At 51.6% G+C, this 26,352-nt stretch carries 24 protein-coding genes; 23 read left to right on the forward strand and 1 reads right to left on the reverse strand.

What is annotated here, in order from left to right; all coding sequences use genetic code 11:
• Positions 1-228 precede the first annotated feature (228 nt).
• The 18 genes from secA to PGX44_RS07425 all read left to right on the forward strand — a co-directional run bounded on the left by secA (position 229) and on the right by PGX44_RS07425 (position 19,820).
• Entirely contained in the window at positions 229-2,694 is a 2,466-nt protein-coding gene (gene secA / locus PGX44_RS07340) for a preprotein translocase subunit SecA (protein WP_186502627.1), read from the forward strand.
• A gap of 89 nt (positions 2,695-2,783) precedes the next feature.
• Positions 2,784-3,921 (forward strand): peptide chain release factor 2 gene (gene prfB / locus PGX44_RS07345; protein WP_246415261.1). Its coding sequence is split into 2 segments (ribosomal slippage): positions 2,784-2,855 and positions 2,857-3,921, totalling 1,137 coding nucleotides; the frame shifts between segments, so codons are not numbered across the junction.
• Positions 3,922-4,608 carry an LmeA family phospholipid-binding protein gene (locus tag PGX44_RS07350; RefSeq protein ID WP_498854852.1) on the forward strand — a complete coding sequence of 229 codons (687 nt, stop codon included), beginning with the start codon at positions 3,922-3,924 and terminating at the stop codon, positions 4,606-4,608.
• A gap of 19 nt (positions 4,609-4,627) precedes the next feature.
• Positions 4,628-6,685: a DUF5693 family protein gene (locus PGX44_RS07355; protein WP_498854853.1), complete on the forward strand. Its 2,058-nt coding sequence runs from the start codon at positions 4,628-4,630 to the stop codon at positions 6,683-6,685.
• On the forward strand, positions 6,678-7,781 hold the full coding sequence (gene csaB, locus PGX44_RS07360) for a polysaccharide pyruvyl transferase CsaB (protein WP_498854854.1): 1,104 nt from the start codon (positions 6,678-6,680) through the stop codon (positions 7,779-7,781). Before PGX44_RS07355 ends, csaB begins: the two co-directional genes overlap by 8 nt.
• 126 nt (positions 7,782-7,907) lie before the next feature.
• Entirely contained in the window at positions 7,908-8,594 is a 687-nt protein-coding gene (gene ftsE, locus PGX44_RS07365; RefSeq protein WP_186502632.1) for a cell division ATP-binding protein FtsE, read from the forward strand.
• Complete coding sequence (ftsX, locus tag PGX44_RS07370) at positions 8,584-9,471, forward strand: permease-like cell division protein FtsX (protein WP_186502633.1); 888 nt, start codon at positions 8,584-8,586, stop codon at positions 9,469-9,471. The genes ftsE and ftsX overlap by 11 nt, the downstream gene beginning before the upstream one ends.
• A 4-nt stretch (positions 9,472-9,475) precedes the next feature.
• Positions 9,476-10,708 (forward strand): murein hydrolase activator EnvC family protein, encoded by a 1,233-nt coding sequence (locus PGX44_RS07375; protein WP_498854855.1) that lies wholly within the window; start codon positions 9,476-9,478, stop codon positions 10,706-10,708.
• 18 nt (positions 10,709-10,726) lie between these two features.
• Positions 10,727-11,890: a S41 family peptidase gene (locus PGX44_RS07380; protein WP_498854856.1), complete on the forward strand. Its 1,164-nt coding sequence runs from the start codon at positions 10,727-10,729 to the stop codon at positions 11,888-11,890.
• Between the two features lie 187 nt (positions 11,891-12,077).
• Positions 12,078-13,349 carry a GTPase ObgE gene (obgE, locus tag PGX44_RS07385; protein WP_289002185.1) on the forward strand — a complete coding sequence of 424 codons (1,272 nt, stop codon included), beginning with the start codon at positions 12,078-12,080 and terminating at the stop codon, positions 13,347-13,349.
• A 32-nt stretch (positions 13,350-13,381) separates the two neighbouring features.
• The gene (locus tag PGX44_RS07390) at positions 13,382-13,675 is read left to right on the forward strand and encodes a YhbY family RNA-binding protein (protein WP_498854857.1); all 294 of its coding nucleotides are present in this window, start codon (positions 13,382-13,384) and stop codon (positions 13,673-13,675) included.
• Between the two features lie 11 nt (positions 13,676-13,686).
• Positions 13,687-14,817, forward strand: coding sequence for a glutamate 5-kinase (gene proB / locus PGX44_RS07395; RefSeq protein WP_498854858.1), 1,131 nt, complete (start codon positions 13,687-13,689; stop codon positions 14,815-14,817).
• A gap of 16 nt (positions 14,818-14,833) precedes the next feature.
• Positions 14,834-16,087, forward strand: a complete 1,254-nt coding sequence (locus PGX44_RS07400) for a glutamate-5-semialdehyde dehydrogenase (RefSeq protein WP_498854859.1) — start codon at positions 14,834-14,836, stop codon at positions 16,085-16,087.
• A 153-nt stretch (positions 16,088-16,240) separates the two neighbouring features.
• On the forward strand, positions 16,241-16,858 hold the full coding sequence (gene nadD, locus PGX44_RS07405; protein ID WP_498854860.1) for a nicotinate-nucleotide adenylyltransferase: 618 nt from the start codon (positions 16,241-16,243) through the stop codon (positions 16,856-16,858).
• Entirely contained in the window at positions 16,855-17,436 is a 582-nt protein-coding gene (gene yqeK / locus PGX44_RS07410; protein WP_498854861.1) for a bis(5'-nucleosyl)-tetraphosphatase (symmetrical) YqeK, read from the forward strand. The genes nadD and yqeK overlap by 4 nt, the downstream gene beginning before the upstream one ends.
• The gene (locus PGX44_RS07415; protein ID WP_498854862.1) at positions 17,429-18,484 is read left to right on the forward strand and encodes an LCP family protein; all 1,056 of its coding nucleotides are present in this window, start codon (positions 17,429-17,431) and stop codon (positions 18,482-18,484) included. The genes yqeK and PGX44_RS07415 overlap by 8 nt, the downstream gene beginning before the upstream one ends.
• A 57-nt stretch (positions 18,485-18,541) precedes the next feature.
• Positions 18,542-18,910 (forward strand): ribosome silencing factor, encoded by a 369-nt coding sequence (gene rsfS, locus PGX44_RS07420; RefSeq protein WP_498854863.1) that lies wholly within the window; start codon positions 18,542-18,544, stop codon positions 18,908-18,910.
• 1 nt (position 18,911) lies between these two features.
• Entirely contained in the window at positions 18,912-19,820 is a 909-nt protein-coding gene (locus PGX44_RS07425) for a CvfB family protein (protein WP_498854864.1), read from the forward strand.
• A 63-nt stretch (positions 19,821-19,883) separates the two neighbouring features.
• On the opposite strand, the gene PGX44_RS07430 is transcribed toward PGX44_RS07425, so the two are convergent.
• A complete protein-coding gene (locus PGX44_RS07430; protein ID WP_498854865.1) occupies positions 19,884-20,723 on the reverse strand; it encodes a vWA domain-containing protein in 840 nt (279 codons plus the stop codon).
• A gap of 248 nt (positions 20,724-20,971) precedes the next feature.
• Between PGX44_RS07430 and PGX44_RS07435 the strand changes: the two genes are divergently transcribed.
• From PGX44_RS07435 to PGX44_RS07455, 5 genes are read left to right on the forward strand one after another with little or no spacing between them, the layout of a single operon-like run.
• The gene (locus tag PGX44_RS07435; protein WP_498854866.1) at positions 20,972-22,012 is read left to right on the forward strand and encodes a rod shape-determining protein; all 1,041 of its coding nucleotides are present in this window, start codon (positions 20,972-20,974) and stop codon (positions 22,010-22,012) included.
• 2 nt (positions 22,013-22,014) lie between these two features.
• Complete coding sequence (gene mreC / locus PGX44_RS07440; protein ID WP_498854867.1) at positions 22,015-22,935, forward strand: rod shape-determining protein MreC; 921 nt, start codon at positions 22,015-22,017, stop codon at positions 22,933-22,935.
• Positions 22,932-23,441 carry a rod shape-determining protein MreD gene (mreD, locus tag PGX44_RS07445; protein WP_289002083.1) on the forward strand — a complete coding sequence of 170 codons (510 nt, stop codon included), beginning with the start codon at positions 22,932-22,934 and terminating at the stop codon, positions 23,439-23,441. Before mreC ends, mreD begins: the two co-directional genes overlap by 4 nt.
• Positions 23,442-23,474: 33 nt before the next feature.
• Entirely contained in the window at positions 23,475-25,316 is a 1,842-nt protein-coding gene (mrdA, locus tag PGX44_RS07450) for a penicillin-binding protein 2 (RefSeq protein ID WP_498854868.1), read from the forward strand.
• A gap of 32 nt (positions 25,317-25,348) precedes the next feature.
• Positions 25,349-26,350, forward strand: coding sequence for an AAA family ATPase (locus PGX44_RS07455; RefSeq protein ID WP_498854869.1), 1,002 nt, complete (start codon positions 25,349-25,351; stop codon positions 26,348-26,350).
• Positions 26,351-26,352 lie beyond the last annotated feature (2 nt).

A 26,352-nucleotide genomic window follows, 5' to 3' on the forward strand; every position in this document is an offset into this window, starting at 1 on the left:
ATTACTTGAAAAAGATAGAGTAATGGAAAATTATTTTTAGAAAATGATTTTGTGCCGTTCAGGTTCACGCTGTCTGTCAATCCGCTTTACGTTAAGAAGACGCTTAAATACAGAGGTTTTACATGGGCCTATTGCAAAAAGTGGGCTTTTTGTTGTAAAATGTTGAATTGATATTAGTGTTAGTTAGTGTCAGTAGCTCATCAATACGTTCGTAATGGAGGTCTTTTCGTGTTTGATAAATTCATACAACATCTTCTCGGCAATAACACGGACCGGGAATTGAAAAAAATGTGGCCTATTGTGCGTCACATTAATGATCTGGAGCCGCAGGTGACAGCTCTTAGTGATTCGTCGCTCCAGGCTAAGACCTTTGAATTCAAGGAACGCCTGAGTAAGGGTGAAACGCTGGACCAGATCCTGCCGGAAGCCTTTGCCGTGGTTCGTGAAGCGTCACGCCGTGTCTTGGGCATGCGTCATTTCGATGTGCAGCTTCTGGGCGGTATTGTCTTACACCGTGGCGATATTGCCGAAATGAGAACCGGCGAAGGGAAAACCCTGGTTGCAACCTTGCCGGTCTATTTGAACGCCCTTACTGGAAAAGGCGCCCACGTCGTTACGGTAAATGATTACTTGGCTACGCGTGACAGTGAAGAAATGGGCCAGATTTATAAGTTCCTCGGCTTGTCCGTCGGTCTGATTGTCCATGATTTGACGTATGAACAGCGCCGCCGTGCTTATAATTCAGATATTACGTACGGTACGAACAATGAATTTGGCTTCGACTACCTGCGTGATAATATGGTTATCAGTAAGGACCAGATGGTACAACGGCCTCTGAATTACTGTATCGTCGATGAAGTGGACAGTATCCTCATCGATGAAGCCCGTACACCACTGATCATTTCCGGTCCTGGCGAAAAGTCTACCGATCTGTACTATACTCTGGCAGGGATCGTTAAGCATTTTACGGCTGACGATTACATCATGGATGAAAAGCAGAAGACCATTGCGCCGACCGATTCCGGCGTAGCTAAAGTCGAAAAGATGCTCGGCATTAGCAACATGTTCGATAGCGAACACCTGGAGTTGAACCATCTCGTCATTCAGGCACTGCGCGCCAAATTCATGATGCACCGCGATAAGGATTACGTCGTCAAGAATGGCGAAATCGTCATTGTCGATGAATTTACGGGCCGTCTCATGTTTGGCCGCCGTTACAGCGATGGTCTCCATCAGTCCATTGAAGCGAAGGAAAATGTCAAGGTTCAGGGCGAAAGCAAGACCTTGGCTACAATCACCTTCCAGAACTACTTCCGTATGTACGAAAAGCTTGCCGGCATGACCGGTACGGCCAAGACGGAAGAAGATGAATTTAATAAGATTTATAAACTCGACGTGTACGTCATTCCGACGAACCGCCCGGCTATCCGTAAGGATTTACCGGATGTCATTTATAAGACGAAGAACGCGAAGTACCGTGCCGTCGTACGGGAAGTTGTCAAACGTCATCAGACCGGCCAGCCGATCCTGGTCGGTACGACGAGCATCAGCCAGTCGGAAATCCTGAGCCGTCTCCTTGATCAGGAACACATCGTTCACAACGTGCTGAACGCCAAGTTCCATGAAAAGGAAGCTGAAATTATCAAAGATGCCGGCCAGAAGGATATGGTTACCATTGCAACCAACATGGCTGGCCGTGGTACAGATATTAAACTGGGCAAAGGTGTGCCTGAATTGGGTGGCCTCATGATTATCGGTACAGAACGGCACGAAAGCCGTCGTATTGATAACCAGCTCCGCGGTCGTGCAGGCCGTCAGGGCGACCCCGGTACGACACAGTTCTATCTGTCCCTTGAAGATGACCTCATGCGTATTTTCGGCTCTGATAATATTTCCAAGTTTATGGATAAGCTCGGTCTCGACGAAGATGAACCGATTACGGCCAGCATGATTACCAAGTCCATTGAAAAGGCGCAGAAGAAGGTCGAAGGCCATAACTTCGAAATTCGTAAATACGTCCTTGAATATGACGATGTCATGAACCAGCAGCGTGAAGTCCTCTATGGCCAGCGCCGCCAGGTACTTACAGCCGATTCCCTGAAGGATACCATTCTCGGTATGGTCAGCGACATCATCGATGATGGTCTGGCTAAATACGCTGATGAAAAGCTCTATCCGGAAGAATGGGATTTCGCCGGCCTCTTGACGCAAATGCAGCAGTACTTCATTCCGAAGGATGCCGTTACGAGCGAAGAGCTGGAAAACATGAGCCGTGTGGAAGTCAAAGAAAAGCTCTATCAGATCGCCAGCGATCTCTACGCTGCCCGCGAAGAAGAAGTGGGCTCCGAAACGATGCGTGAATTGGAACGGGCCATTATGCTCCGCGTTGTCGACAGCAAGTGGATGGACCATTTGGACGCTATGGATGCCCTCAAGGAAGGCATCAACCTGCGTGCCTATGGCCAGAAGAACCCCCTTGTCGAATATAAATTTGAAGCCTATGAAATGTTTGAAGAAATGGTCGACTCCATCAAGAAGACGACTGTTACCTTCCTCTATCACATTCAGATTACGTACAGTAAGCAGCCGGACGTACCTAAGGTAGAAGATCACCTGCAGGGCGCCAAGGAAGTACACGACGAAATCCCTGAATTAGGCGAAGAGGAAGATTTGGAAAACGGTAAGAAAGAGTAATTCGAAGTAAGCTAGCGGGAACTTATACAGGCGTTTGCCTCTCTCATCAGGGGCGGCGCCTGTCCTATTGTATTTTTATCATTTGAAAGATGGTGATTCTTGTGTTATTGGAAGAAATGCGTAAGCCTTTGGAAGATTTAAAGAAGAGAATACAGGAAATCGGGGATTCACTTTAACCTCGCTAAAAAGAAAGACCGCATTATGGATCTGGATATGCAAATGAGCGATCCTGATTTTTGGAACGACCCGGACAAGGCCCGTAAGATTTCGCAGGAAGCGACACTCCTGAAGACGGAAGTCGAAGGCCACGAAGAACTGGCAACGAAAGCAGCAGACCTCCTGGACTACCTGGAAATTGCCATGGAAGAAAAGGAATCGGATCTGGCCGGTGAAATTGAAGAACAGTACAACGCTCTCTTGAAGGAAATCGAACGGCGCGAAGTATTGCTGCTCCTTTCCGGTGAATACGATACGTGTAACGCCATCCTGACCTTCCACGCCGGTGCCGGCGGAACGGAAGCCCAGGACTGGACGCAAATGCTCGTGCGCATGTATACACGCTGGGCTGAACAGCACGGCTTTAAGATCAATGTTATGGATATGCAGCCTGGTGATGAAGCCGGCATTAAGAGTGCTGCCTTTACCATTGAAGGGGAATATGCTTACGGCTACTTGAAGTCAGAAAAGGGCGTGCACCGTTTGGTCCGTATTTCACCCTTCGATGCTGCAGCACGTCGTCATACATCCTTTACGGCTGTCGATGTCATGCCGGAACTGCCGGACGATGTGGATATTGAAATCAATATGGATGATGTCCGCGTTGACTATTTCCGTGCGTCCGGTGCCGGCGGCCAGCACGTCAATAAGACGAGCTCCGCTGTACGTATGACCCATATCCCGACGGGCATCGTTGTGCAGTGCCAGAATGAACGGTCTCAGGTACAAAACCGGGAAATGTGTATGAAGTACTTGCGCGCCCGTTTGTTTGAACTGGAACAGGAAAAGCAAGCCCAGCTGAAAGCCGAAATCGGCGGCGAACACCAAGCCATCGAATGGGGCAGTCAGATCCGCTCGTACGTATTCCACCCGTACACGCTGGTCAAGGATCACCGTACGAATGTGGAAACAGGGAATATTCAGGCCGTCATGGATGGAAATCTGGATATGTTTATTGAAGGCTTCTTGCAGCAGCAGAAAGAAAAGCGGCTGGCAAAGCAGAGCATATAAATGATGAATAAGAAATGGATCATTACAGGTGTGGTCGTCGCAGCCTTGCTTGCAGGGCTCGATCTGGGCGCACCGAAGCTGGCCCAGGCTGGTATTTACCAGGGTCTGGCAGAGCACATGGAAATTCAGCCGCAGGATGTGAGCATCACCAGCTCGCCAGGTATTGAAATACTGACCGGGCACATCGATGATGTTCAGGCCAGCGGTGATGAAATACGCATTGGCAAGCTGCGCGTCCAGCATATGGATTGCAACCTTCACGGCGTACAGTTCAACCCCATTGACAGCGTGACGCAGCACAAGCTCGTCGTCACGTCGGCCCAGAGTGGTGAGCTAAATGCGCGCATTACGAGTGAAGATTTGCAGGCCTATTTGAAACAGGCCGTAAAAGGTGCGAATGACCTGAAGGTTACCTTTAGTGGCGACCAGGTGCATTTGCAGGGCAAGATCCGCGTAGGCGGCCTGGTCAATGCTGATGCCGATATTAGCGGGCATTTTGGCATGGAAGGAACCAAGCTCATGTTCTTACCGTCTAATGTGACGGTGTCGGCGCTGGGCGCGAAATACAGCGGTTTCCAGCTGGCCCGCCTGGAAGTGTATGACTTTGCGGATTTTCCGCTTGGTATCGTACCGGACAGCATAACCATGCAGGGAGATTCCCTGACGCTGCACGGGCAGGTTAGTTAGCCGCAGATAAGGTGATTAGATGAACAAAAAGAACAAACGGAGTATCTGGCTCATGGTAGTTGCCATTTTTATTGGCCTCCTGTGCAGTATATATCTCTGTATGGAACGGAATCAGGTGGAAACAGACACCATGTCTATTGAGCAAGCCCTCGATTACGATGCTGTCGTCGTCATGGGGTTGAATGATGGCTATGATCTGGATACGATTCTGCAAAAATGCCGCGATGCCGGTATTACGAGTTTCACCATTTATGACACGACGCTGAACAAGATGACCCAGCGCGGTGAATGCTCACTCATTACGAAAATGGCCAGCGAGGTCTATTATCCCCAGTTTGGCCTGCGCAATGAAAACTACGAATATTACCTCATCGGTAAGCCGAAGAATCAGAATGATCCCTATTTTGATGAACTGACGGAAGATTTACAGACCCGTTTGGGCGCCAAAAACGCCGTAGTCATCGACAATCCCCAGTACCGCATCTTGGGTATTCACGGTGTCATGCCGGCCCTGGGCGAATTGAACCTGGGCATTATGTCGGCTGATGCCAACAAGATCGCCAAAGCCGGTTTCCACGTCATTTTGCGACCGACGAACTACAGCGATCCTACGCCAGATAAAGTGGAAGCCTTCTTCCGTCGTGCCGACAAGATTAAGCACGTCTCGGGCGTCATGTTTGTCGGTAAGGAAGTCTTGGGCTACAGCCCGGACGCAGGCGAACGGAAAGGCCTCTTACAGCTTACAGCAGACCGCATGCTGGCCCGTCAGATGCCTTTCTACATGATCGAAGCAGCCGACCAGCTGCAGTATGACAAGCAGGATGGCATGTATGACCTGGCCGGTCTCATGCATTATGATACGGTCCGCGTCTATGCTATGTCGAAAGAAGAACTGGATAAGATTACGCCGGAAGAAGCGACGATGCGTTTCTATATCAGCGATTTGGAACGTAACGTGCGGGCTAATCTCTATCCACTTTATAAGAAGCCGCTTCATGGCCAGTCTTTGACCGATACGAACCTCAACTACATTCACAACGTGTCGACGAAGCTGAGCGAACGGGGCTATCACCTGGGCAAGGCATCGGTGATGCCTCTGTATTACCCGAATAAGCTGCTCCTGGCTATTACGGCAGCGGCTGCAGCCTGTGGCTTCGTCTTGCTCCTGAACCTTTTACTGCCTCTTTCGAACCGCATCAACTATGGCCTTCTCGTCTTGGCCGTCCTCTTTGGTGCCGGTGGCACCATGATTGCCAAGGGCGCCCTCTTCCTGCAGATGATGGCTGTAGGCTGTGCTGTTACGGCACCGTCGGCGGCAATCCTCATTCTCCTTGACTATTGGAAGAGCCAGCACATTACGCAGAAGCTCGGCTACGGCCGGGTTATCCGCGATGGCACGCTGGGCCTCGCCGCAGCTGTGGGTATGTCCATGATTGGCGGTCTTTTCATTGCAGCCATGCTGGGCAACATCCGCTTCTTCATGGAATTCGATTACTACCGTGGTGTGAAGCTGACCTTCCTCTTGCCGCTCATTATCGTAGCCATTGGCTATGTACGCCGCTTTCCTGTTATGGGACGGCAGTTGGCAACGCCGGCAGATTTTACGGATTTTGTACGGAAATTCCTCAATATTCCTATCCGTATGGGAACACTCATCCTCGTGGGCTTCCTGGGACTGGTGGCGATTATTTTCGTCGGCCGCAGTGGCCACACGTCGGGCGTGCCTGTACCGGGCTTTGAAGTGGTTATGCGCCGTTTCCTGGAAAATGCTATGTATGCCCGGCCACGGGAAAAGGAATTCCTTGTCGGTCATCCGGCCTTTTTCCTCCTCGTCGCAGCCATTTACCGTAAATGGCCGCAGCTGTTGCATTTCTTCTTAGTCATTGCCTCGGTTATCGGCGTCGGCTCTATGGTAGAAACCTTTGCCCATATACGTACGCCTTTCCTCATGTCCTTTATCCGCGGCCTCGACGGCTGGGCAGTAGGCACGGTCTTGGGGATACTCCTCATTTGTGCCATTGCCATTTTCCAGTATGTAACGACCTGGCTCGGAAAGCGGGTGGACACGCGTGACTAAGATTGTCATTTCCGGTTATTACGGGTTTGCCAACGCTGGTGACGAAGCTATGCTGGCAGCCTTAATCGGCTCCCTGAAAGACCTCATGCCGCAGGCAGAAATCACAGTCATTACGGGCAATTCCCAGCTGACCCGGGAAAACCATCATGTGCGGACTGTTCATCGTCTGAATGTACCGGGGATTGCTGCCGCCCTGAGCCGGTCGGACCTGCTCATCAGTGGTGGCGGCAGCCTGCTGCAGGATGTAACCAGTACGCGCAGCCTCTATTATTATCTTTTTATTATGCGTATGGCCCTCTTTTTTCACGTACCGGTCATGCTGTATGCCCAGGGTATTGGTCCTGTGCGGCAGCCTAAGGCGCGGGCAGCTGTGCGCAAGGTGTTGCAGCGTGTACAGATGATCAGCGTCCGTGATAAGGATTCAAAAGGTGAGCTCGAACGCATGGGTGTTACAAAACCGCCGATCCATGTAACGGCCGATGCAGTGCTTTCCATTCACCCGGCCGATACGAAGGTAGGCTATTACCTCTTGAAACAGGCCGGCATCGATGGCGTCGGCGGCCGTATCGGTATTGCTGTCCGCAACTGGCAAAACCTGACCAGGTTTAAGGATGAAATTGCCAAGGCAGCTGATGTGCTCGTACAAGAAACGGGAGTCCGTATCATTTTTATCCCTATGCAGTATCCGGCTGACGTTGAAGCCGGTGCCGATATTGCGGCGCGCATGCACGAGCCGGCAACGGTCCTTAAGGCGAGCTACAATACAGTCGAGTTCATGGCTCTCATGGGCTGTATGGACGCGGTCATTGCTAACCGTCTTCACGCCCTGGTTTTTGCGTCCATTATGGGCGTGCCGGTCACGTCGATTTCTTACGATCCGAAAATCGACAGCTTTATTGATGCCATTGGGGAGCACATCTGTGGTACGATGGAAACGGTGACGGCTCAAGGACTTGTAGACGATGTTTTGCAAAAACTGAATCAGCACGGCATCTCGGCTGCCGTAAAAGGGCAGCTCAATCATTTGCGCCGTCAGTCTATGCGCAATGCTACGCTGGCCTTACAAGTAATAGAAAAAGAAAACAAGCGGTCCTGAAGCGCTGGGCGAGTTTGAGAAACAGCGATTTGCAGGCCGCTGTTTTTCGTATATAATAGTAGATGTCTGAAAAAATCTCGGACCCTGTAGTTGGCTGGGTCGAGGAAAAGAGGAATCACAGAAACCATGATTTATTTCAAGAATGTATCGAAGGTCTATGACAACGGTTCCGTTGCCTTGGATCACGCCAATGTGCATATTAAAAAAGGCGAGTTCGTCTTCGTCGTCGGTGCCAGTGGTGCCGGCAAATCGACGTTTATCAAGCTCCTGGACCATGAAGAGCTGCCGACGGAAGGCACGGTTATCGTCGATGGCATTGATGTGACCAAGCTGCGCAAGGGACGCGTGCCCTATTTGCGGCGCCGTATGGGAATTGTCTTCCAGGATTTCCGTCTCCTGCCCAATAAGACGGCTGAAGAAAACGTAGCCTTTGCCATGGAAGTTATTGAAGCGCCACGGCGGCTCATTAAAGAACGGGTGCGCAACGTACTTGATCTGGTCGGCCTCGTAGGCAAAGCCGATGCCCTGCCGAAGAACCTGAGCGGCGGCGAACAGCAACGTGTCGCTATTGCCCGGGCTATCGTCAACCGGCCGCTCCTTCTCATTGCAGATGAACCGACGGGGAACCTTGATCCGGAAACATCCAAGGGGATTATGGAAATTTTCACTAAAATCAACCACATGGGCACAACGGTTGTCATGGTAACGCACGATCAGACACTGGTCGACATGATGAATAAGCGCGTTATTGAAATTGTCGATGGTAAGATTGTCCGCGATGTACAGCAGGGAGGTTACGACTATGAAGATTAGAACTATGCGCTACTACCTCTCTGAAGCGTTCACGTCCTTTTGGCGTAACAGTTTCATGTCTATTGCGTCTATTGCGACGGTGGCTGTTTCTTTCTTCGTCCTGGGACTTTTTCTGATTATGGTAGCGAATTTGGACTATTTCGCTGATAATCTGGAAAACCAGGTACAGATCAGCGTTTATTTGAAGGACGGCCTGACGACAGATCAGGTCATGAGCGTTGGCAAGCGGTTGAAAGAACTGCCGGACGTGAAGTCCATCGAATTTACCAATAAGGATCAGGCCATGGACAAGCTGAAGGAACGGATGAAAGATCAGCCGGGGATCCTGGATGCTCTCGATGGCAAAAACCCCTTGCCTACATCGTATACGCTGACCCTGAATAATCCGGAACAGGTACGTAAGACAGCAGAAGTCGTAGGCGAGTACAAAGAAGTAGAAAGTACCCACTACGGTCAGGAAATCATTGAGCAGCTCTTCCAGGTGGCTACGATCATCCGCTGGGGCGGCATTGCGCTCATTATTTTCCTCACCTTTGCAACCTTATTTATTATTTCTAATACGATCCGCCTGACTGTATTTGCCCGGCGTCGGGAAATCGGTATTATGAAATACGTCGGTGCGACGAACTGGTTTATCCGCTGGCCGTTCCTCTTGGAAGGCTTGCTCCTTGGTTTTATTGGCGGCCTCATTGCCGATTTAGCCCTGGTCCAGTTCTATGAATTTACGGTGGCAACGATTCACCGGACCCTGGCCTTTTTACCTTTGGTCAGTCCGTACCCATTCATGTATCAGGCCAGCGCCATTATCCTCGTTATCAGCATGATCATCGGGGCTATTGGCAGTACCATTTCTTTGAAACGTTATATGAAGGTGTGATGTCATGCAGACTGTAAGCTACAAGAGATCCCTGTTGGCCATCGTGGCAGCACTTTGCCTGATGAATCCGGCCTGGGCGGTTCTCGCAGAAGATGAAGATCTGCAGAATCAGCTCTCGACGGTGCAGAGCCAGATGAACGAACAGGCACAAAAGAAGAACGAAGCCGAAGCCGTTATTGGCAACGTCTTTGAAAAGCTGCGGGTTATCCAGGAAAGCCTGGATGCAGCCCGGGCAGAATATAAGAATATTTCTGATCAGCTGGCAGAAACAGATAAGCAGATTGTCAAGACCCAGGGGGAACTGGAAAAAGCCCAGACCCATTTGGCCAGCCGCGAACAGGTTCTGAGCCGGCGTATTCGTGATATTTATATGCACGGTCAGCTGAATTACCTCGATGTCGTCGTAGGCGCTAAGGATTTTGACGATTTTGCCAATCGCATCGAACTCTTGCGGCGCATTGTCAATTCCGATTTAGAGCTCATTACTTCCATCCGGGAAGAACAGGCTCAGATTGCTTCAGCCAAAGCAGCGCTGGAAGACCAGCGGGCCCAACAGGCGAAGCTGAAGGATGAAGCGGCGGCCAAACAGGCAGAAATTGAAAAGCATAAGGCTGAACAGCAGGCCATCCTGGCAAAGGCTGAAAGCGATAAGGCTACGGCTGAAGAAGCGTACAAGGAATTGGAAGCATCGTCTAACCAGATTGCCCAGACCTTGCGTGACCGTGCTGCAGCCCGTCAGGCAGCAGCCGCGGCAGCAGCTGCTGCGGCGGCTCAGGCCCAGGCTGATAGCTCCAGCTCCGGTGGCGGTGGCAGCGTCGACAGCAGTAGTGATGCTTACCAGCCCGTCAGCGGCACAGGGGCTCTTATGTGGCCTGTAAACGGCGTTATTACGTCCCCCTTTGGTTATCGGAACCATCCGATCTTTGGCCGCCAGATTCTTCATTCGGGCATCGATATCGGTGTCGACTATGGCACGCCGGTCCACGCGGCCGATTCTGGTGTCGTCGTTGAAGCCGACTGGATCAGTGGCTATGGCTATGCCGTCGTCATTGACCATGGCAACGGCCTGTCGACACTCTACGGTCATAATGAATCCTTGGCTGTATCGGCAGGGCAGAGTATTTCCAAAGGCCAGGTTATTGCCTACGCCGGTTCTACGGGGAACTCGACAGGGCCGCACGTTCACTTTGAAGTGCGCTCCAATGGCGAACCGGTTGACCCCATGGGCTATTTATAAGACCAGAAGGAGGCCTTTATGAGTACACTAAATGAAAAACGAAAGAGCTGGATAAAAAAACTGACTGAAGCCATTTCCTGGGCGTTGCTCACGGTGGCGTGCAGTTTTCTCCTGCTCGCAGGCCTCTTTGCCTACTACACAGGTTCGCCGACGGGGTTTATCAAATTTTTCCGTACGCTCCACCTGGTAGAAACGAATTATCCCGGTGCAGTGGATAAACAGGAACTTCTTAACGGTGCTCTTGAAGGCATCGTCAGTAAGCTCGGCGACAAGCACAGCATTTATCTCGACGGCGATGATTTCCAGGCCTTTTCTGACGAAACGTCAGGTTCCTATGCCGGCGGCGGTGTCTATATTGGCACTAGTGATGACGGTGTCCTCGTAGCCGGCGTCATGGACGATAGTCCCGCCCAGGCAGCAGGCTTGCAGCGCGGCGATTTGATCCTTGCCGTCGATGGCAAGCCGACACAAGGCATGCCCTTAGAAGATGTATCGAAGGCCGTCCGCGGCCCTGAAGGAACGAGCGTCACCTTGACGATTGGCCGCGATGGTACGACGCAGGACTATACAATCGAACGGAAGAAGATAAAAATTCAGACCGTAGCCGGTCATATGGTAGAAGGCACGAACATTGGCTATATCCGCGTCGCTGTCTTTAGCGAAAATACTGGCGAAGAATTTACGAAGGAATTTCAGCGCCTCAAGGGCGAAGGCATGCAAAAGATGATCCTGGACCTGCGCAATAACCCAGGGGGACTCGTCGATCAGGCCGTTGCCGTGTGCAACAATTTCGTACCGCCTGACAGCGTCATCGTTTCCTTTACGTCCCGTTCTGGCGAAGAATCGGAATATAAAGCTGACGGGACAGACGAACGGATTCCTATGGTTGTCCTCATCAATGGCAACTCGGCCAGTGCCTCGGAAATCGTGGCCGGCTGTATTCAGGACTTGAAGCTCGGTACCATTGTTGGCACAAAGAGCTACGGCAAGGGCACTGTTCAGGGTGTGTATCCCCTCGATAAGGCCGGTGCCTTGAAACTGACCGTGGCCAAATACAAGACGACCAACGGCAGGGAAATTGACGGTGTAGGCATCGTGCCCGACGTAGAAGTCAATTTGGAACCGAACGATACGACAGATTTGCAGTATCAAAAAGCCTTGGAAATCTTGGAAAATAAATAAATGCCCTTGCCAAAGTCAGGGAAAACAGGTAAAATAATTAGGATACTGAAAAAGTATACTAGATCATATCGGGACAGATAGACGAGGGACGTGGTATACTTATATTACCGCGTCCCTTTTTTGTGTTTCTTTTTTTGAAAGAACGTCCCAGGGATCGTTGGTTTCGTTTTTTATCATGAGGTGAACCATGTTTATAGACAGAGCAAGAATATTTGTACAATCCGGCAGCGGTGGCGACGGCATGAGCAGCTTCCGCCACGAAAAGTTCGTACCCAAGGGGGGACCGAACGGCGGTGACGGCGGCCAGGGCGGCAATGTCGTCCTCGTAGCCGACCGCAACGTCAATACCCTCGTCGACTTCCGCTACCGCCGGCTCTTCAAGGCTAAGCCCGGTGGCAAAGGCCAGGGGAGCAATAAATTCGGCCGCGATGCCGATGATTTGATCATTCCCGTACCGGTAGGTACGCTCGTACGCGAAGAAACGACGGGCGCCCTCATGGCGGACCTCCACGAAGATGGACAGACGGCTATCGTTGCCAAAGGCGGCCGTGGCGGCCGCGGCAACTACCACTTCCGTACCAGTGCCAACCGGGCTCCGACCTTTGCTGAAAAAGGCGAACCTGGGGAAGAACGCTGGCTGAAGCTGGAATTGAAGGTTCTCGCTGATGTCGGCCTCATCGGTTATCCAAGCGTCGGCAAGTCGAGCATTTTGCGCTCCGTTTCGGCAGCCGAACCGGAAGTAGCGGCGTATCATTTCACGACCTTAAATCCGATTCTGGGCGTCGTTACCCTTTCGGAAATGCGCAGCTTCGTCATGGCCGATATTCCGGGCCTCATCGAAGGAGCTGCAGATGGTGTTGGCCTGGGTCACGACTTCCTCCGTCATATTGAACGGACGAAGATCCTCATTCACGTTCTCGACGTTTCGGGGAGTGAAGAACGCGATCCTATCGAAGATTTTGAAAAAATCAACAAGGAACTGTCCCAGTACAGCGAAAAGCTGTCGAAGAAGCTTCAGATCGTAGCTGCTAACAAGATCGACCTCCTCGAATCGGATGAACCTATGCAGCGTCTCCAGAAATATATGGATGAACGCCATATTGAAGTCTACCCGGTTTGTGCCGCTACAGGCGAAGGGTTGCCGGAGCTCATGGAATACGTTTGGCAGGTCCTTGATACGTACGTAGAGGAACCGGAACAGAATACGGAAGAGGTAGTCTACAAGATGGAAGAAAAACCGGACTTCGAAGTGTCCCGCGATGACGACGGCGCCTTCGTCATTACCGGCCCGCGTATTGAACGCCTCGTAGCCATGACCAACTTTAACGACGACATGTCCTTGCGTCGTTTCCAGCGTATTTGGCGCTATATGGAACTGGATAAGCTCCTGCGCAAGAACGGCATTGAAGAAGGCAATACGGTCCGTATTTACGGCATGGAATTTGAATATCATCAGTAAAGCATTGCTTTTATAGAAAGGAATTACCTATTGTGACAAGCAAAGATAAACGTACACTTAAAGCCTTGGCTTCGCAAATGCCGTCGGTCATCCAGATCGGCAAGGAAGGCCTGAGCAATCCCGTCATCGACAGCGCCCGTGCAGCCATTACGGCACGGGAACTGGTGAAGGCCCACGTCCTCAACAATGCTAACCTGGATACACAGGAAACCATGGAAGACCTGGCCGATATGCTCGGTGCCGAACTGGTGCAGGTTATTGGCCATTACGGTGTACTTTTCAAGAAGAAGAAAGAAAAATCCCATTACGAATTTATTAAAGCCTAGGAAGTGATCTCATGGACAGCATACGCAAGGGCTTTGGGGATAAGAAACGAATCGTCGTCAAGGTCGGTTCCAGTACGATTTCCCATAGCACGGGCAAGTTGAATTACCAGCGCATTGAACATCTCGTTCGCGAATTGGCGAATCTGCAAAACATGGGCAAGGAAATGCTCCTTGTCACCTCTGGTGCGACGAACGCCGGCCTGGCGCCGTTACACCTGGATCACCGGCCGCGCAATATCCGGGAAAAGCAAGCTATTGCTGCTGTCGGCCAGGGCGTCCTCATGCATACGTACGAACGCTTCTTCAGCGAATACGGCCAGATCGTCGGCCAGGTACTCCTGACGCGCATGGATTCGCAGGACCGCAGTAAGTTCATGAACTCTCGTAATACGCTCCTCACGATGCTGGACATGGGCATTATTCCTATTATTAACGAAAACGACGTCGTCGCCGTCGACGAATACAAGATAGGCGACAACGATACCTTATCGGCTATGGTAAGCGGCCTCGTCGACGCAGATCTCCTGATCCTCTTGTCGGATATTGACGGTCTCTACACGGATAACCCGAAGACCCATCCGGAAGCGACGATTATTCCCGTCGTAGAAACAATCGACAAACACATTTACGAAATTGCCGGTGATGCTGGCAGTGCCATGGGGACGGGTGGTATGCATACGAAAATCCAGGCGGCTTCCATTGCTACGGCAGCCGATGTGGATATGGTCATTGCCTCAGGCAGTGAAGACGGTATTATCAGCCGCATCGTTGCCGGCGAGCCTGTAGGCACGCTCTTTAAGGCCAAAGAAGCGCCACTTCATTCGAAGAAACGCTGGCTTGTGTCAGGCAGTAAGGCTACGGGTACACTACACGTCGATGAAGGCTGCCGTAATGCCATCTTAGCCCATGGCTCGAGCCTCTTGGCCGTAGGCATTAAGAGTGTGTCCGGTATGTTCCATGAAGGGGACATCGTCAATGTGGAATACGATGGCCTGATTATTGCCAAAGGCATTACCAACTACGGTAGTGTTCACATCAATGCCATTAAGGGACTGCAGTCGTCGGCAATTCCCGGCGTCCTCGGCCCGGACGGCATCTATGAAGAAGTCATTCACCGTGATAACCTGGTGGCTCTGTACTAGCAGGGAGGGAAATCCTATGGAATCAGAAGTATACAGCAAAGCAAAGGCAGCCCATGATGCTGCCTACGTCTTAGCCACGACGGCAACGGACGTCAAGAACAAGGCTCTTTTATATATTGCTGAAGAACTCATCAACCAGACAGATGCTATTCTCGCAGCCAACGCAGAAGACTTGGCGCGGGCCCGGGAAAAGGGCATGGCGCCGGCCATGCTGGACCGCCTGAAGCTGACGCCGGAACGGATTGTTTCCATGGCCGAAGGCGTACGCCAGGTCAGCGAATTGCCTGACCCTGTGGGAAAAACGCTGGCATCGTGGACGCGTCCTAACGGGCTGGCTATCAGCAAGGTCAGCGTGCCCTTAGGCGTCATCGCCATTATTTACGAATCGCGGCCTAACGTTACAGTCGACGCAGCGGCACTGTGCCTGAAATCAGGCAACGCGACAGTCTTGCGCGGTGGCAGTGAATCTATTTCTTCCAATCTGGCTCTGGCCAAGGTGATTCATGCCGGCCTGGCAAAAGCCGGTATCAATCCGGACGTCGTAGGCCTCCTGGAAAATACGGACCGTGCCCTCGTACGGGAACTTCTGACGCTGCGCGAGTTTATCGACCTGGCCATTCCCCGCGGCGGTGCCGGCCTGATCCGCATGGTCGTCGATACGGCCCGCGTGCCAGTCATCGAAACGGGCAGCGGCGTTTGCCACGTCTACGTCGATAAGGACGCAGACCTCGATAAAGCCGTGCCGATTATTGAAAATTCGAAGGTTCAGCGTCCTTCGACGTGTAACTCCATGGAAACGCTTCTTGTTCATGAAGCCGTTTTGCAGCCTCTTTTAGACCGCCTCGTGCCGGTCATGAAAACGGACCGGGTAGAATTGCGGGCTGATGCGAAGGCCCAGGCGGCTGCCGGCAGCGACGCCATTGCCGCTACGGAAGAGGACTGGAAGACGGAATACAACGCACTGATCATGTCGATTAAAACGGTAGCCTCTGTAGACGAAGCTATGAATCACATTCGCCGCTACAGCACGCACCATTCAGAAACGATCATCACGGAAAATAAAGCAACGGCTGAACGCTTCCTGAAAGAAGTCGATTCGGCTGCCGTTTATGTCAATGCATCGACGCGCTTTACAGATGGGTTCCAGTTTGGCTTCGGCGCTGAAATCGGCATCAGCACGCAAAAGCTGCACGCCCGTGGTCCTATGGGCCTGGCAGAGCTCGTAAGCTATAAATACATCATTCACGGCCAGGGGCAGATTCGCGAATGAAACAGGTGTCACGTGTAGTACGCGGGTACCTGCGGACCTTTGGGCAGTACGCCCGGTCGCCTAAAACCCGTTATGAGTATAAACATTATGCTGTTTTTCTGGTATTATATATACTGACAGCAGCGGTAATTTGGGGAGGGATCTATCTCTATCATGGAACGCGTTAGACTGGGAATCATGGGCGGTACGTTTAACCCTATTCACCTGGGCCATTTGATGATTGCAGAAGAAGCACGCCAGGTCTTTGATCTGGAGCAGGTTCTCTTTATTCCTTCCTACATGACACCGAACAAGGAGGTCCATGGAGCAACGGCGCAGCAGCGTTTGGAAATGACGCGCCTGGCCACGGCAGATAACCCGTATTTTACTGTCAGCGACTTGGAAATGCATCGCCAGGGTCCGTCGTATACAGTCGATACGATTCATTATTTGCGGGATCATTACGGCGACCGTTACAGCTTCTATTTTATTTCCGGTACGGATACGATTCAGGACTTACACAACTGGAATCAGCCGGAAGAAATCCTGCGTCTGTGCCACGTCATTGGTGCTACCCGGCCGGACGGTACGGCAGGCATTGACCCGGTCATCGAAAGCTTTGGCGATCTGGGCAAGCATATCCTGCGTTTACCTGTACCGACGATGGACATTTCTTCAACGGAACTGCGGCGCCGTCTGCAGACGGGCCGTTCCGTACGGTATATGATACCGCCGCCTGTCTTAGATTACATCAGGAAGAATGGGATATATCAATGTACAGTACAGAATTGAAAGAAAAAATTAAAGGGGATTTGCAGCAGAGCCTGACAGGTCACCGCTATACACACGTCTTAGGCGTAGCCGCAGCGGCGCGGCAGCTGGCTGTACGCTATGGCAGTGATGCCGATAAAGCCGAAATGGCAGGGCTCCTCCACGATGCAGCTAAACAAAAACGCCTGGAAGAGATGCAGGCTTTGGCGATACGGGCCTTTGGCGACAGCCTTGACCCAGTCATCATGCAGACCGGCAGCCTCCTCCATGGTTATGCCGCTGTGACGGTAGCCAAGGAGCAGTACGGTATTGACGATGCTGACGTACTGGCTGCCATTGCCCACCATACGACGGGGGCACCGCACATGAGCCAGCTGGAAAAAATCATTTTTGTTGCCGACTACATTGAGGCCGGCCGTGATTTCGACGGTGTAGACCGCTTGCGGGCTCTGTCCAAAGAAGATTTGGACAAGACCGTCCTGGCCGGTTACGATTCGACTATTACACATCTGTTAGAGCAGGACAAGACCATTTTTGTCGGAACTGTAGTAAACCGGAATGCGCAAATCCTCAGCATGGGGGAGGCCCGGCATGGATAAGGACACACGCAAGCCACCTACGCACGTGACGGTTAATACGCCAGGCGAGGAAGAAAAAAGAACGGCAGAAACACAGGAAAAGCCCCAAGGACCGTCAGAGAACCAGGTCAAACGGCAGAAGAAGAAAAAGCGCCGCGTCCTGACGCCGGAAGAACGGCGTCGCCGTGGCCTGCACCGTCTGGGCGTCATCGTTTTGGTAATACTGGCCTTTATTACAGCCGTTTTGGCGTGGAATCATTTTCATCCGGCACCGGTAAGCAGTGAAGATTTCACCCAGCAGAGTCCCGATGTGCCCTTGTATGTACTGGTCATTGGTACAGACGAGGAAAACCCGACACAGACGAATTTCGTCGGTCTGGCAGCTGTTAACAAGGACAAGAAGACCATTGATTTCATCATGCTGCCAGATAATACGAGAATTGAAGGGCGTAAGGAAAAGGGCGCCCAGGCCTTGAGTGAAATTTATAGTGAAGGCGGTCTGAGCCTGACACGGGCTGTTGTCGAAGATATTTTTAAGATCCCCGTGCCCTACTATGTTTCCTTTACGTCGTCGTCTTTTGCCCACTTTATCGATACGATGGGCGGTATGCCCTTGTACGTGGAAAAGGATATGTATCATGAAGATGCTGACGGTAAGGCCGATATTGCCTTGGCCCAGGGCTATCAGGTTCTCGACGGCAATGAAGCCGCAGGCTATCTGCGCTATACCGATAGCGACGGTTCCTTAGGCCGGGCTATGCGGCAGGAACGGTTCGTCAAGGTCTTTTACGAAAATCTGGAAAATCACTTCGGCATTACCAATGCCATTAATGTATACCGCGTATGGAATACGGTAGATTCTAATATTTCTGCGAAGGATATGGCCCGTTTGGCCTGGTCCTTCCGCAACGTGCCTGTCGATAACATCCATTTCTATATGCTGCCTGGCGAAGCCTTAAAGACGCCTGATGCAGCAAAGGGGAAGAACGGAACTACGCTCTGGACATACGATCCTGTAGAAGTGCAGAAAATCATTGGCACGACAAATAACGCCATTGCCACACAGTAATTAACGGGCCGCCACAGGCGCCTGTACAAAAGGAGAAATAAAAGCATGCCATTAGTCATGAAGCAACAAACGGAAGAAACAAAAGAACGCACGTCCTACGAAATTGCCGCACAGGCAGCGTACGACAAAAAAGCCTGGGATATTGTTATCCTCAACATGGAACCGGCCTCGATCATGGCCGATTACTTCGTCATCTGCAGCGTACGCAATAACCGCATGGCCCAGAGCGTAGCGGACAATATTGAAGAACAATTGGAAAAAGCCGGCTATACTGTACGCCACGTAGAAGGCTACCGTTCGGGCCGCTGGATTCTCATCGATGCCGGCGAAGTGATTGCTCACGTCTTTGTCGAACAGGACCGGAGCCACTACGAACTGGAAAACTTATGGAGCGACGCCGAACGGATTCCGTTCGAAGGGGAATAATATGAATCAGGTTTTACAAGAAAACAGTATCGTTACGCTGGAAGTGCTGCGTCTCGGCGAAATGGGTGCGTTCCTTAATGGCGGTACAGGCAACACGAACGACGATATTTTACTGCACCATAATCAGCAGACCAATCCTGTAGCCGTAGGCGATAAGGTGACGGTCTTCTTATACCACGATCCCCAGGGCCGTCTGACGGCGAGCATGCACTTGCCAAAAATTAAAATCGGCCAGATCGGCTACGTACCCATTATCAATACGACGCGCTTTGGCGCCTTCGTCGACGTCGGTACGGAACGGGGGATTTTCCTGCCCTTTGCGGAAATGAAGGGCCGTCCTAAAGAAGGGGAATACGTGTGGGTCAAGCTCTATGAAGATAAATCCCACCGCCTGGCCGTTTCTATGGAAGTAGAAGATGAAATGCGCCGCGCATCGAAACCGGCGACAGAAGCCAAGGTAGGCGACTGGGTCGAAGGGGCCATTTACAACATGACCGACCAAGGCGCTTATCTCATGACGCGGGAACGGTGGATCGCCTTCTTGCATCGCAGTGAGTTCAATGGACCGGTACTCATCGGCCAGATGGTAAAAGGCCGTGTGACGTTCCTGCGTGAAGACGGCCGCATCAATATTTCTCTGCGCCCGGTGAAGGAGCAGGCTATGGATGCAGACTGCCAGCAGCTTCTCACATTCCTCCAGAGCCGCAACGGCAAGATGCCCTATGGCGATAAGACTATGCCGGCTGTCATTAAGGCCAAGTTCGGCCTCAGCAAGGCAGCCTTTAAACGGGCTTTAGGCCACCTCATGAAGGAAGGCAAAGTCCATCAGGAAGAAGGCTGGACCTACCTGGATGACATAGCTTCACAAGCAGTGCCTGCGGAAACGAAGGACGACGTACAGAAAGACTGAGAAAAAACGGTGCATCGCTCATGTGGCGAAGCACCGTTTTGATTTATTTCCTGTAAGACAGGCCTATTGTTTAACTTCATCCTTCCACGAGTCGTCCCCGTTTTGCTGCATCGTACTCTGCGTGTATGCAGCGATGGCGTTGAAGTTGGCCCGGACGCCGCGGGCGTTGTTTTGATAATTGACGGCATGGTCTCTGTCAATGCCCAACTTACCTGCTTCTGTGACGGCGTCCATATTAGCGCCGAGGAAGAGGGAATCCCAGCCTTGTTCCTGTTTGTCTGTAATCATCTTTTTGATGGTTGCCCGGCTGTATTCGTGACTGGCATTTTCCAGACCATCTGTAATGACGACGACAATGACCTTGTGGTTTTTGTTGTCAATGCCGTCAATGCGGCTGATACGGTTGATCGTATTGCCCAAGGCGTCGAGAAGAGCCGTAGAGCCACCGACCGTGTATTGCTTGCTCGTCATATCTTCGACAGCATCGATATCACGGCGGTTCGTAAGCACCGTCGATTCATTATTGAAGAGGACCGTCGTCACGCGCGTATCTACATCCAGGGCCCGTTCTTTTTTCAGCATGCTGTTGTAGCCGCCGATCGTATCCTTTTCAAGGCCGTACATAGAGCCGCTTTTATCGAGAATGAGAACGAGATCCAACTGTTTGATCGACGCAGGCAGCGTCGTGTCTTTTTCTTTTGTTTTCTGCGTGTCTTTTGGTGTTTCAGGCGTTACCTCTTCGTCAGGAATAGAGGCACTGGCCACGGCATCTACGGTCTGGCTCGTTTGCACCGGCAAGGGCTTTATTGCCGTTGCTGGCATAACCGCCGGTGTAGCAGCCAGGCCCAGGGCGGCACAGCCAAAGAGGGCGGCTAAGGTCAGGCTGAGAGATTTTTTCCACATAGGGGACACATCCTTTCTGTATAAAATAAAGAGTATAGGCACTGTAGGATATATGGCGTACGCACACACATATATACATAGTATACCATAGGGAGAAAAGAAGCGTGAGTAATGGAATGACAGTCTCCTATGAATTTAACTCATTTTCCCCTAGTTAGTGACGTATGTTTGTGCTAAAATATATGGATGACTGTAGAATTGAAATTTAGACGTGCAGGCTTGTCTGACCTGCCTTGAAAGGATATGACATGGGTTCGATGTTTTCACCATTAACGAAGAATATCGGGATTGACCTGGGCACCAGTACAATCCAAGTATATGTAGAAGGACGGGGAATCGTAATGTCGGAACCGTCCATTTTGGCAACGGATGAACGGAACCGTAAGATCGTCGCAGTCGGCCATGCTGCAGAAACAATGCTGGCCAAGTCACCGGAAACGGTAAAGATTCATAAGCCCTTGCAAAACGGGATTATTGCTGACTACAATGTAACCCGCACTATGCTGGGTTATCTTTTGAGTAAGGCTGTGCGCAGTGTCCAGCGCCTGCGCATTATGGTCGGTGTACCGGCCGCGGCTTCAAATGTCGAAAAGCGGGCTGTCGTAGAAGCTATTTTCCAGGCAGGTGCTAAAGAAGCCTACCTCATTGAAACGGCTGCTGCCGCTGCTTTAGGCGCCGGTCTGCCCGTATACGACCCTATTGGCAGTATGGTCATTGACATCGGTGGCGGTACGACAAATATCGCTGTCCTTTCTTTGGGCGGTATCGTCATTTCCCGGTCGATCCATTTGGGCAGCCAGGATTTTGACCAGGCTATCCGCGATTATATCCGCCAGGAATATGCTGTCGTCACTGACGATGAAACGATTGAAGAAATGAAAATTCACAACGGGTCTGCCGTTTTACCATTAGAAGACCGGGGCTATTATTTTACAGGCCGCGGCATTGACGATGGATTGCAGCGCGAGGTAGGTGTCAAAGCTAGTGAAATTTATCGCGTCATGGGCAAACCTCTCGTAAAAATCCTCGACCTCGTCCAGGCTGTACTGCGTGAGACACCGCCGGAATTGTCGGCCGATATTATGGAACACGGCATTGTCCTCACCGGTGGTGGCGCGAAGCTCCATGGTATGGATCAGCTTTTTTCCCAGGAACTCGGTGTTCCTGTAGCCTTGTCGCCAGAGCCGGAAATGGCCGTCGCTCTTGGTACGGGCCGGGCTTTACAAGACCGGGAAAAATTGGGCGCCTTAGTTGAAGGCGTAGAACGCATTTACAGAAGGAGATTTTAACAGTGTATTCGTTCGGTAAAAAGAGTCTCATAATCGTACTCGTCTTATTCATCCTCATAGCCATTTTTGGCTGGGCTTGGCGCCAGCGCGATTCCATGCCGTTTATTTCACGGCCCTTACAGATGATTGTTTCTCCCTTTGAATATGCTGCCAGTGGCATCCTTGATACGCTGTCGTCCAATTTCCATATCGTCGATGTAAGCCTCAAGAACCGTATTGAATGGGAATCCCTGGAAAAGGAAAATGCGGCCCTCAAGGAAAAGAGTGTCGACTATGATGAAATTGCTGCAGAAAATAAACGCTATCGGGAAATGCTCGATTTCAAGGCGGCGCACCGCCAATATAACGTTCGTGCTGCATCGGTAATTTCCCGTGACTATGGCACGTGGACTAATACGCTGGTCATCGACGTAGGCAGTGAAGAAGGCATTAAGGAAAATATGGCTGTCGTTACGCCGAAAGGTGTAGTCGGCTTTATCAGCAACGCCTATCCCCATTCGTCGCGGGTTCAGCTCATGACCGATCCGCGAACGAGTATTGGCGCTATCGTGCAGCGTCCGGAATCGCGTGTTGCTTCTGTCGTCCGCGGTAACGGCAACGTACCGACGGAACCGCAGTTTGTCAATATTGCCAAGGATGCAGATATTCTCGAAGGAGATACGCTTGTGACGTCGGGCTTTGGCTCTATCTATCCGAAGGGCCTTTTCATCGGCACAATCGTATCGATTCATCAGAACGACGATGATTTCGTCAAGTACGCTGTCATTCGTCCCGGTGTAGATTTCTCGAAGCTGGAAGAAGTCTTTGTCATTCTTTCGTCTGCCGATACTGGCTCGTACGCCAAACCTGACGTAGCACCGAAGCTGGTACCACAAACACAGCGCGATAAGGTAGAAGGTGTCAAAGGAGCTGCTGCATTATGAGGAAATCAGTCTGTCTGATCACGGCCTTCGTGGTCTTCATCTTGCAGGCTACGGTCTTGCCTTTTATCTTTAATGGCAGTACCCAGCCGAACCTGATTTTCCTTTTTGTCGTTCTCATGTCATTGCACTATGGCAAAAAGGTGGCCATCATTACGGCCCTCTTAGGCGGCTTTACGCAAGACGTGGTCCTGGGCAATTTCTTTGGCGTCCACCTCTTGCCGTATTTGATCATTGCCACGATTTGCAGCTATATTGGCCGGTATATTGAAGAAGAGCAGTGGCTCTTGACGCTGCTCCTGGTCCTCGGGGCGACGCTCTTTTATCTCGTCGTCACCTGTGGCGTCCTCTTCCTGGCCGGCCAGTATGTCCATCTCGTGGCGTACCTCGTCGAGTTCAGCCTGCCCATGCTCATTTATCACGGCGTCCTGGCCTTGCCGGTCAACCATTTTGTTTGGAAAATGAGCCGCCATGATTTGTACTACACCTTTATGGATTTTCGCCATTAAGCTTGTGGACAAGGCGTACAAGGAGAATCATACATGCTTGAAGCTTTAATGAAAAAAAAGAACCAAGACGGGCGTTTTCGCTACCTCTATTGGATCGTCATATTCATCTTTGCCGCGCTGATTTGCCGGCTCGTGTATTTGCAGCTCTTTGAAGGCAATTACTATCACGGCCTGGCCGATGGCAACCGCTTGCGGGCTATTCCTATTGCGGCCATGCGCGGTGTCATGTACGACCGGAACGGCCAGATCCTCGTTGGCTCACGACCCAGCTTTATGGTTACGTACGTGCCGACAAAGAAAAAATTGACTGACGATGAGCTGCATACGTTGGCGCAGATCCTCAAGGTGCCCGAAGCAAAACTCAAGGAAAAAATGGAAAAAGGCAAGAATTCCTTCGAACCGACGATTCTTGCCCAGGATTTGACACAGGATATTGTGACGCAAGTAGAAGAACGTCACAATGACCTGCCTGGCATTTCTGTCGACGTGCAGCCAGTCCGCTACTATCCGTACAATAACATGGCCGCTCAGGTCTTCGGCTACGTCGGCCAGATCGATGAAGAAGATATGAAACGGCTTGAAGGACAAGATGGTATTTCCAGCATCACCCAGATCGGCCGGGCCGGTCTCGAAGCGTATTACGATGATCTCTTGCGCGGCAAAGATGGTGGCCGCCAGGTAGAAGTCGACGCAGCCGGTACGCCTGTAAAGGAAATGGAACGGAAAAATCCTGTGCCGGGCCATAATTTCCACTTGACCATTGATCTCAATCTGCAAAAGGCAACAGAAGCTGCCATGGACCAACAGATCGCCAATGGTATCGGTACACACGGTATTGCTGCCGTGGCCATCGATCCGAATACAGGGGCCGTTCTCGCTATGGCCAGCCGTCCGGCGTACAACCCGAACTGGTTTACGCGGGGCATTACAGAAAAAGAATGGGCCCAAATCAACGATAACCCCAATCATCCTATGGAAAACCGCGTCATTGCAGGTGAGTATCCGCCAGGCTCGACCTTTAAGCTGATTACAGGTACGGCGGCGTTGGAACTCAAAAAGGTTACAGCCGATGAAATGATCTTCGATAGTGGCCGTCACTGGCTCGTCGATATGCGTAACGCCGGTGGCGAAGCGTTGGGCTGGCTGAACTTTACAGAAGCGTTGGCTAAGTCCGATAATGTCTATTTCTATGAAATGGGCCGTCGTGTAGGTATTGATAAACTGGCCGAATATGCGCGCATGTTTGGCATGGGCAAGAAGACGGGCATCGCCCTGCGCGGTGAAGCTGCAGGCCTCGTTGCCAGTGAAGAGTATAAGAAAAAGGTCTTTAATCAGGACTGGTACCTGGGCGATACGTTCAACTCGGCTATTGGCCAGGGCTTCCAGCTCGTAACGCCGCTGCAGGCTGCCATGATTGTCAGTGAAGTAGCCAACGGCGGTATCCAGTACAAACCCTTCCTCGTCAGCCGTATTGACAACCTGGATGGCACACCGTACAAGATTTTTGCGCCGGAACAGGTAGGTACCCTGTCGGTTTCCAAGTCGACACTCGACCTGGTTCGCGAAGGCATGCGTAACGTTGCGGAAGAATCCGGTACAGCCGGGTCTCTCTTTGCCGGGTTCCCCATTCAGGTAGCCGGCAAGACAGGGACTGCCGAAAACTATGGCGGTGCGGACCATGCGTGGTTTGTGGCCTATGCGCCGTATGAGCACCCGCGCATCGTCATTGCCGTTTTGACGGAACAGGGCGGCTACGGTGCTACTGCATCCGGTCCTATTGCCAAGACCATGCTGGAAGAATATTTCCACGTCGGCGCCTACGCTGATACGAAAGACAACAGCAAAAATGGAAGTACATCAAATAAACAGCAGTAAGTAAAATAAACGAAAAGGAAAGGAGAAGTTCCATGTCCCAAATCATAGCTATAGCCTCCGGTAAGGGCGGCGTTGGCAAGACGCTGGTCACGGCTTCCCTGGCAGTTACCTTGGCCCGCCGCGGCTACACGGTCCTGGCTGCCGACGCCGATATGGGCCTGCGCAACCTGGATTTGCTCTTTGGTGTCCAGGATGAGGTCCTCTATGATGCCGTCGATATTATGAAACGACGTTGTAGTGCTGCTGAAGCGGTCATTCCCTTGTCGCCCCATCTCGATTTTCTGGCGGCAAGCCAGAAACATACGTGGGAAAAAGTAGACGCACCGGGCTTCCAATATACGCTCGATACATTGAGCCGTACGTACGACTACATCCTCATCGACTGCCCGCCTGGCCGGGGTAACGCCTACAAGGATGCCGTAGCCATTGCGGACATGGTATTCTTCGTCGTAGAACCGACGTGGTCGTCCTTACGCGATACAGGGCGGGTCATGCAGTTTTGCAATAAACACAAACAGTTTAATTATGCTGTGGTCTTTAATAATTTCTACGCCTCCCGGCCGGGCTACGTCAGCCCTGATGATGCAGCAGCTACGCTAAATGCAGAGCATGTGGCTGGCCTCTTGCCCCACGATGATCTCATCCATGCAGCTGGCCAGGACGGAGAAATCATGCACGTTTCCGGGGTGAATCCCTTCTTCCAGGCCTTGTCCCTCATGTGTGACGCATTGATAGAAGGAAAACCGTTTGCCTGGGACGAAGCGATGACGCTGCTGCCGTCTGCCGGTACAGCAGCTATGGATGCAGACGAATCTGTATCAAAAACAGACGAACCGGCTCTGACGCTGCCTGCTGCAGCTATAGAAGAACTGCGTCAGGCCGCAGCTATTCTGTCGCCGGAAAGTAAGACAACAGCAGAAATAGAAGTGGCAAACGCCCAGGCTGAGCCCCAGGCTGCATTGCCTCTGGTACCGCGTTTATCTGTGCGGCAGCGCCGTGACCAAAGCCGGGCCTGGCGTTCATACCGCCGTTAGGA

Origin of the sequence: Caecibacter sp. AF58-12pH5A (assembly GCF_027681725.1) — a bacterium.
Taxonomy (GTDB): domain Bacteria; phylum Bacillota; class Negativicutes; order Veillonellales; family Megasphaeraceae; genus Megasphaera; species Megasphaera hominis.

What these genes read in the sequence shown, in the direction of transcription:
- PGX44_RS07425 (WP_498854864.1), top strand. Translation starts at nt 18,912, where the DNA reads ATGAATCAGGTTTTACAAGAAAACAGTATCGTTACGCTGGAAGTGCTG.
- obgE (WP_289002185.1), top strand. Translation starts at nt 12,078, where the DNA reads ATGTTTATAGACAGAGCAAGAATATTTGTACAATCCGGCAGCGGTGGC.
- PGX44_RS07350 (WP_498854852.1), top strand. Translation starts at nt 3,922, where the DNA reads ATGATGAATAAGAAATGGATCATTACAGGTGTGGTCGTCGCAGCCTTG.
- PGX44_RS07435 (WP_498854866.1), top strand. Translation starts at nt 20,972, where the DNA reads ATGGGTTCGATGTTTTCACCATTAACGAAGAATATCGGGATTGACCTG.
- ftsX (WP_186502633.1), top strand. Translation starts at nt 8,584, where the DNA reads ATGAAGATTAGAACTATGCGCTACTACCTCTCTGAAGCGTTCACGTCC.
- PGX44_RS07355 (WP_498854853.1), top strand. Translation starts at nt 4,628, where the DNA reads ATGAACAAAAAGAACAAACGGAGTATCTGGCTCATGGTAGTTGCCATT.
- PGX44_RS07375 (WP_498854855.1), top strand. Translation starts at nt 9,476, where the DNA reads ATGCAGACTGTAAGCTACAAGAGATCCCTGTTGGCCATCGTGGCAGCA.
- mrdA (WP_498854868.1), top strand. Translation starts at nt 23,475, where the DNA reads ATGCTTGAAGCTTTAATGAAAAAAAAGAACCAAGACGGGCGTTTTCGC.
- rsfS (WP_498854863.1), top strand. Translation starts at nt 18,542, where the DNA reads ATGAAGCAACAAACGGAAGAAACAAAAGAACGCACGTCCTACGAAATT.
- PGX44_RS07380 (WP_498854856.1), top strand. Translation starts at nt 10,727, where the DNA reads ATGAGTACACTAAATGAAAAACGAAAGAGCTGGATAAAAAAACTGACT.
- proB (WP_498854858.1), top strand. Translation starts at nt 13,687, where the DNA reads ATGGACAGCATACGCAAGGGCTTTGGGGATAAGAAACGAATCGTCGTC.
- PGX44_RS07430 (WP_498854865.1), bottom strand. Translation starts at nt 20,723, where the DNA reads ATGTGGAAAAAATCTCTCAGCCTGACCTTAGCCGCCCTCTTTGGCTGT.
- PGX44_RS07415 (WP_498854862.1), top strand. Translation starts at nt 17,429, where the DNA reads ATGGATAAGGACACACGCAAGCCACCTACGCACGTGACGGTTAATACG.
- mreD (WP_289002083.1), top strand. Translation starts at nt 22,932, where the DNA reads ATGAGGAAATCAGTCTGTCTGATCACGGCCTTCGTGGTCTTCATCTTG.
- ftsE (WP_186502632.1), top strand. Translation starts at nt 7,908, where the DNA reads ATGATTTATTTCAAGAATGTATCGAAGGTCTATGACAACGGTTCCGTT.
- nadD (WP_498854860.1), top strand. Translation starts at nt 16,241, where the DNA reads ATGGAACGCGTTAGACTGGGAATCATGGGCGGTACGTTTAACCCTATT.
- PGX44_RS07400 (WP_498854859.1), top strand. Translation starts at nt 14,834, where the DNA reads ATGGAATCAGAAGTATACAGCAAAGCAAAGGCAGCCCATGATGCTGCC.
- PGX44_RS07455 (WP_498854869.1), top strand. Translation starts at nt 25,349, where the DNA reads ATGTCCCAAATCATAGCTATAGCCTCCGGTAAGGGCGGCGTTGGCAAG.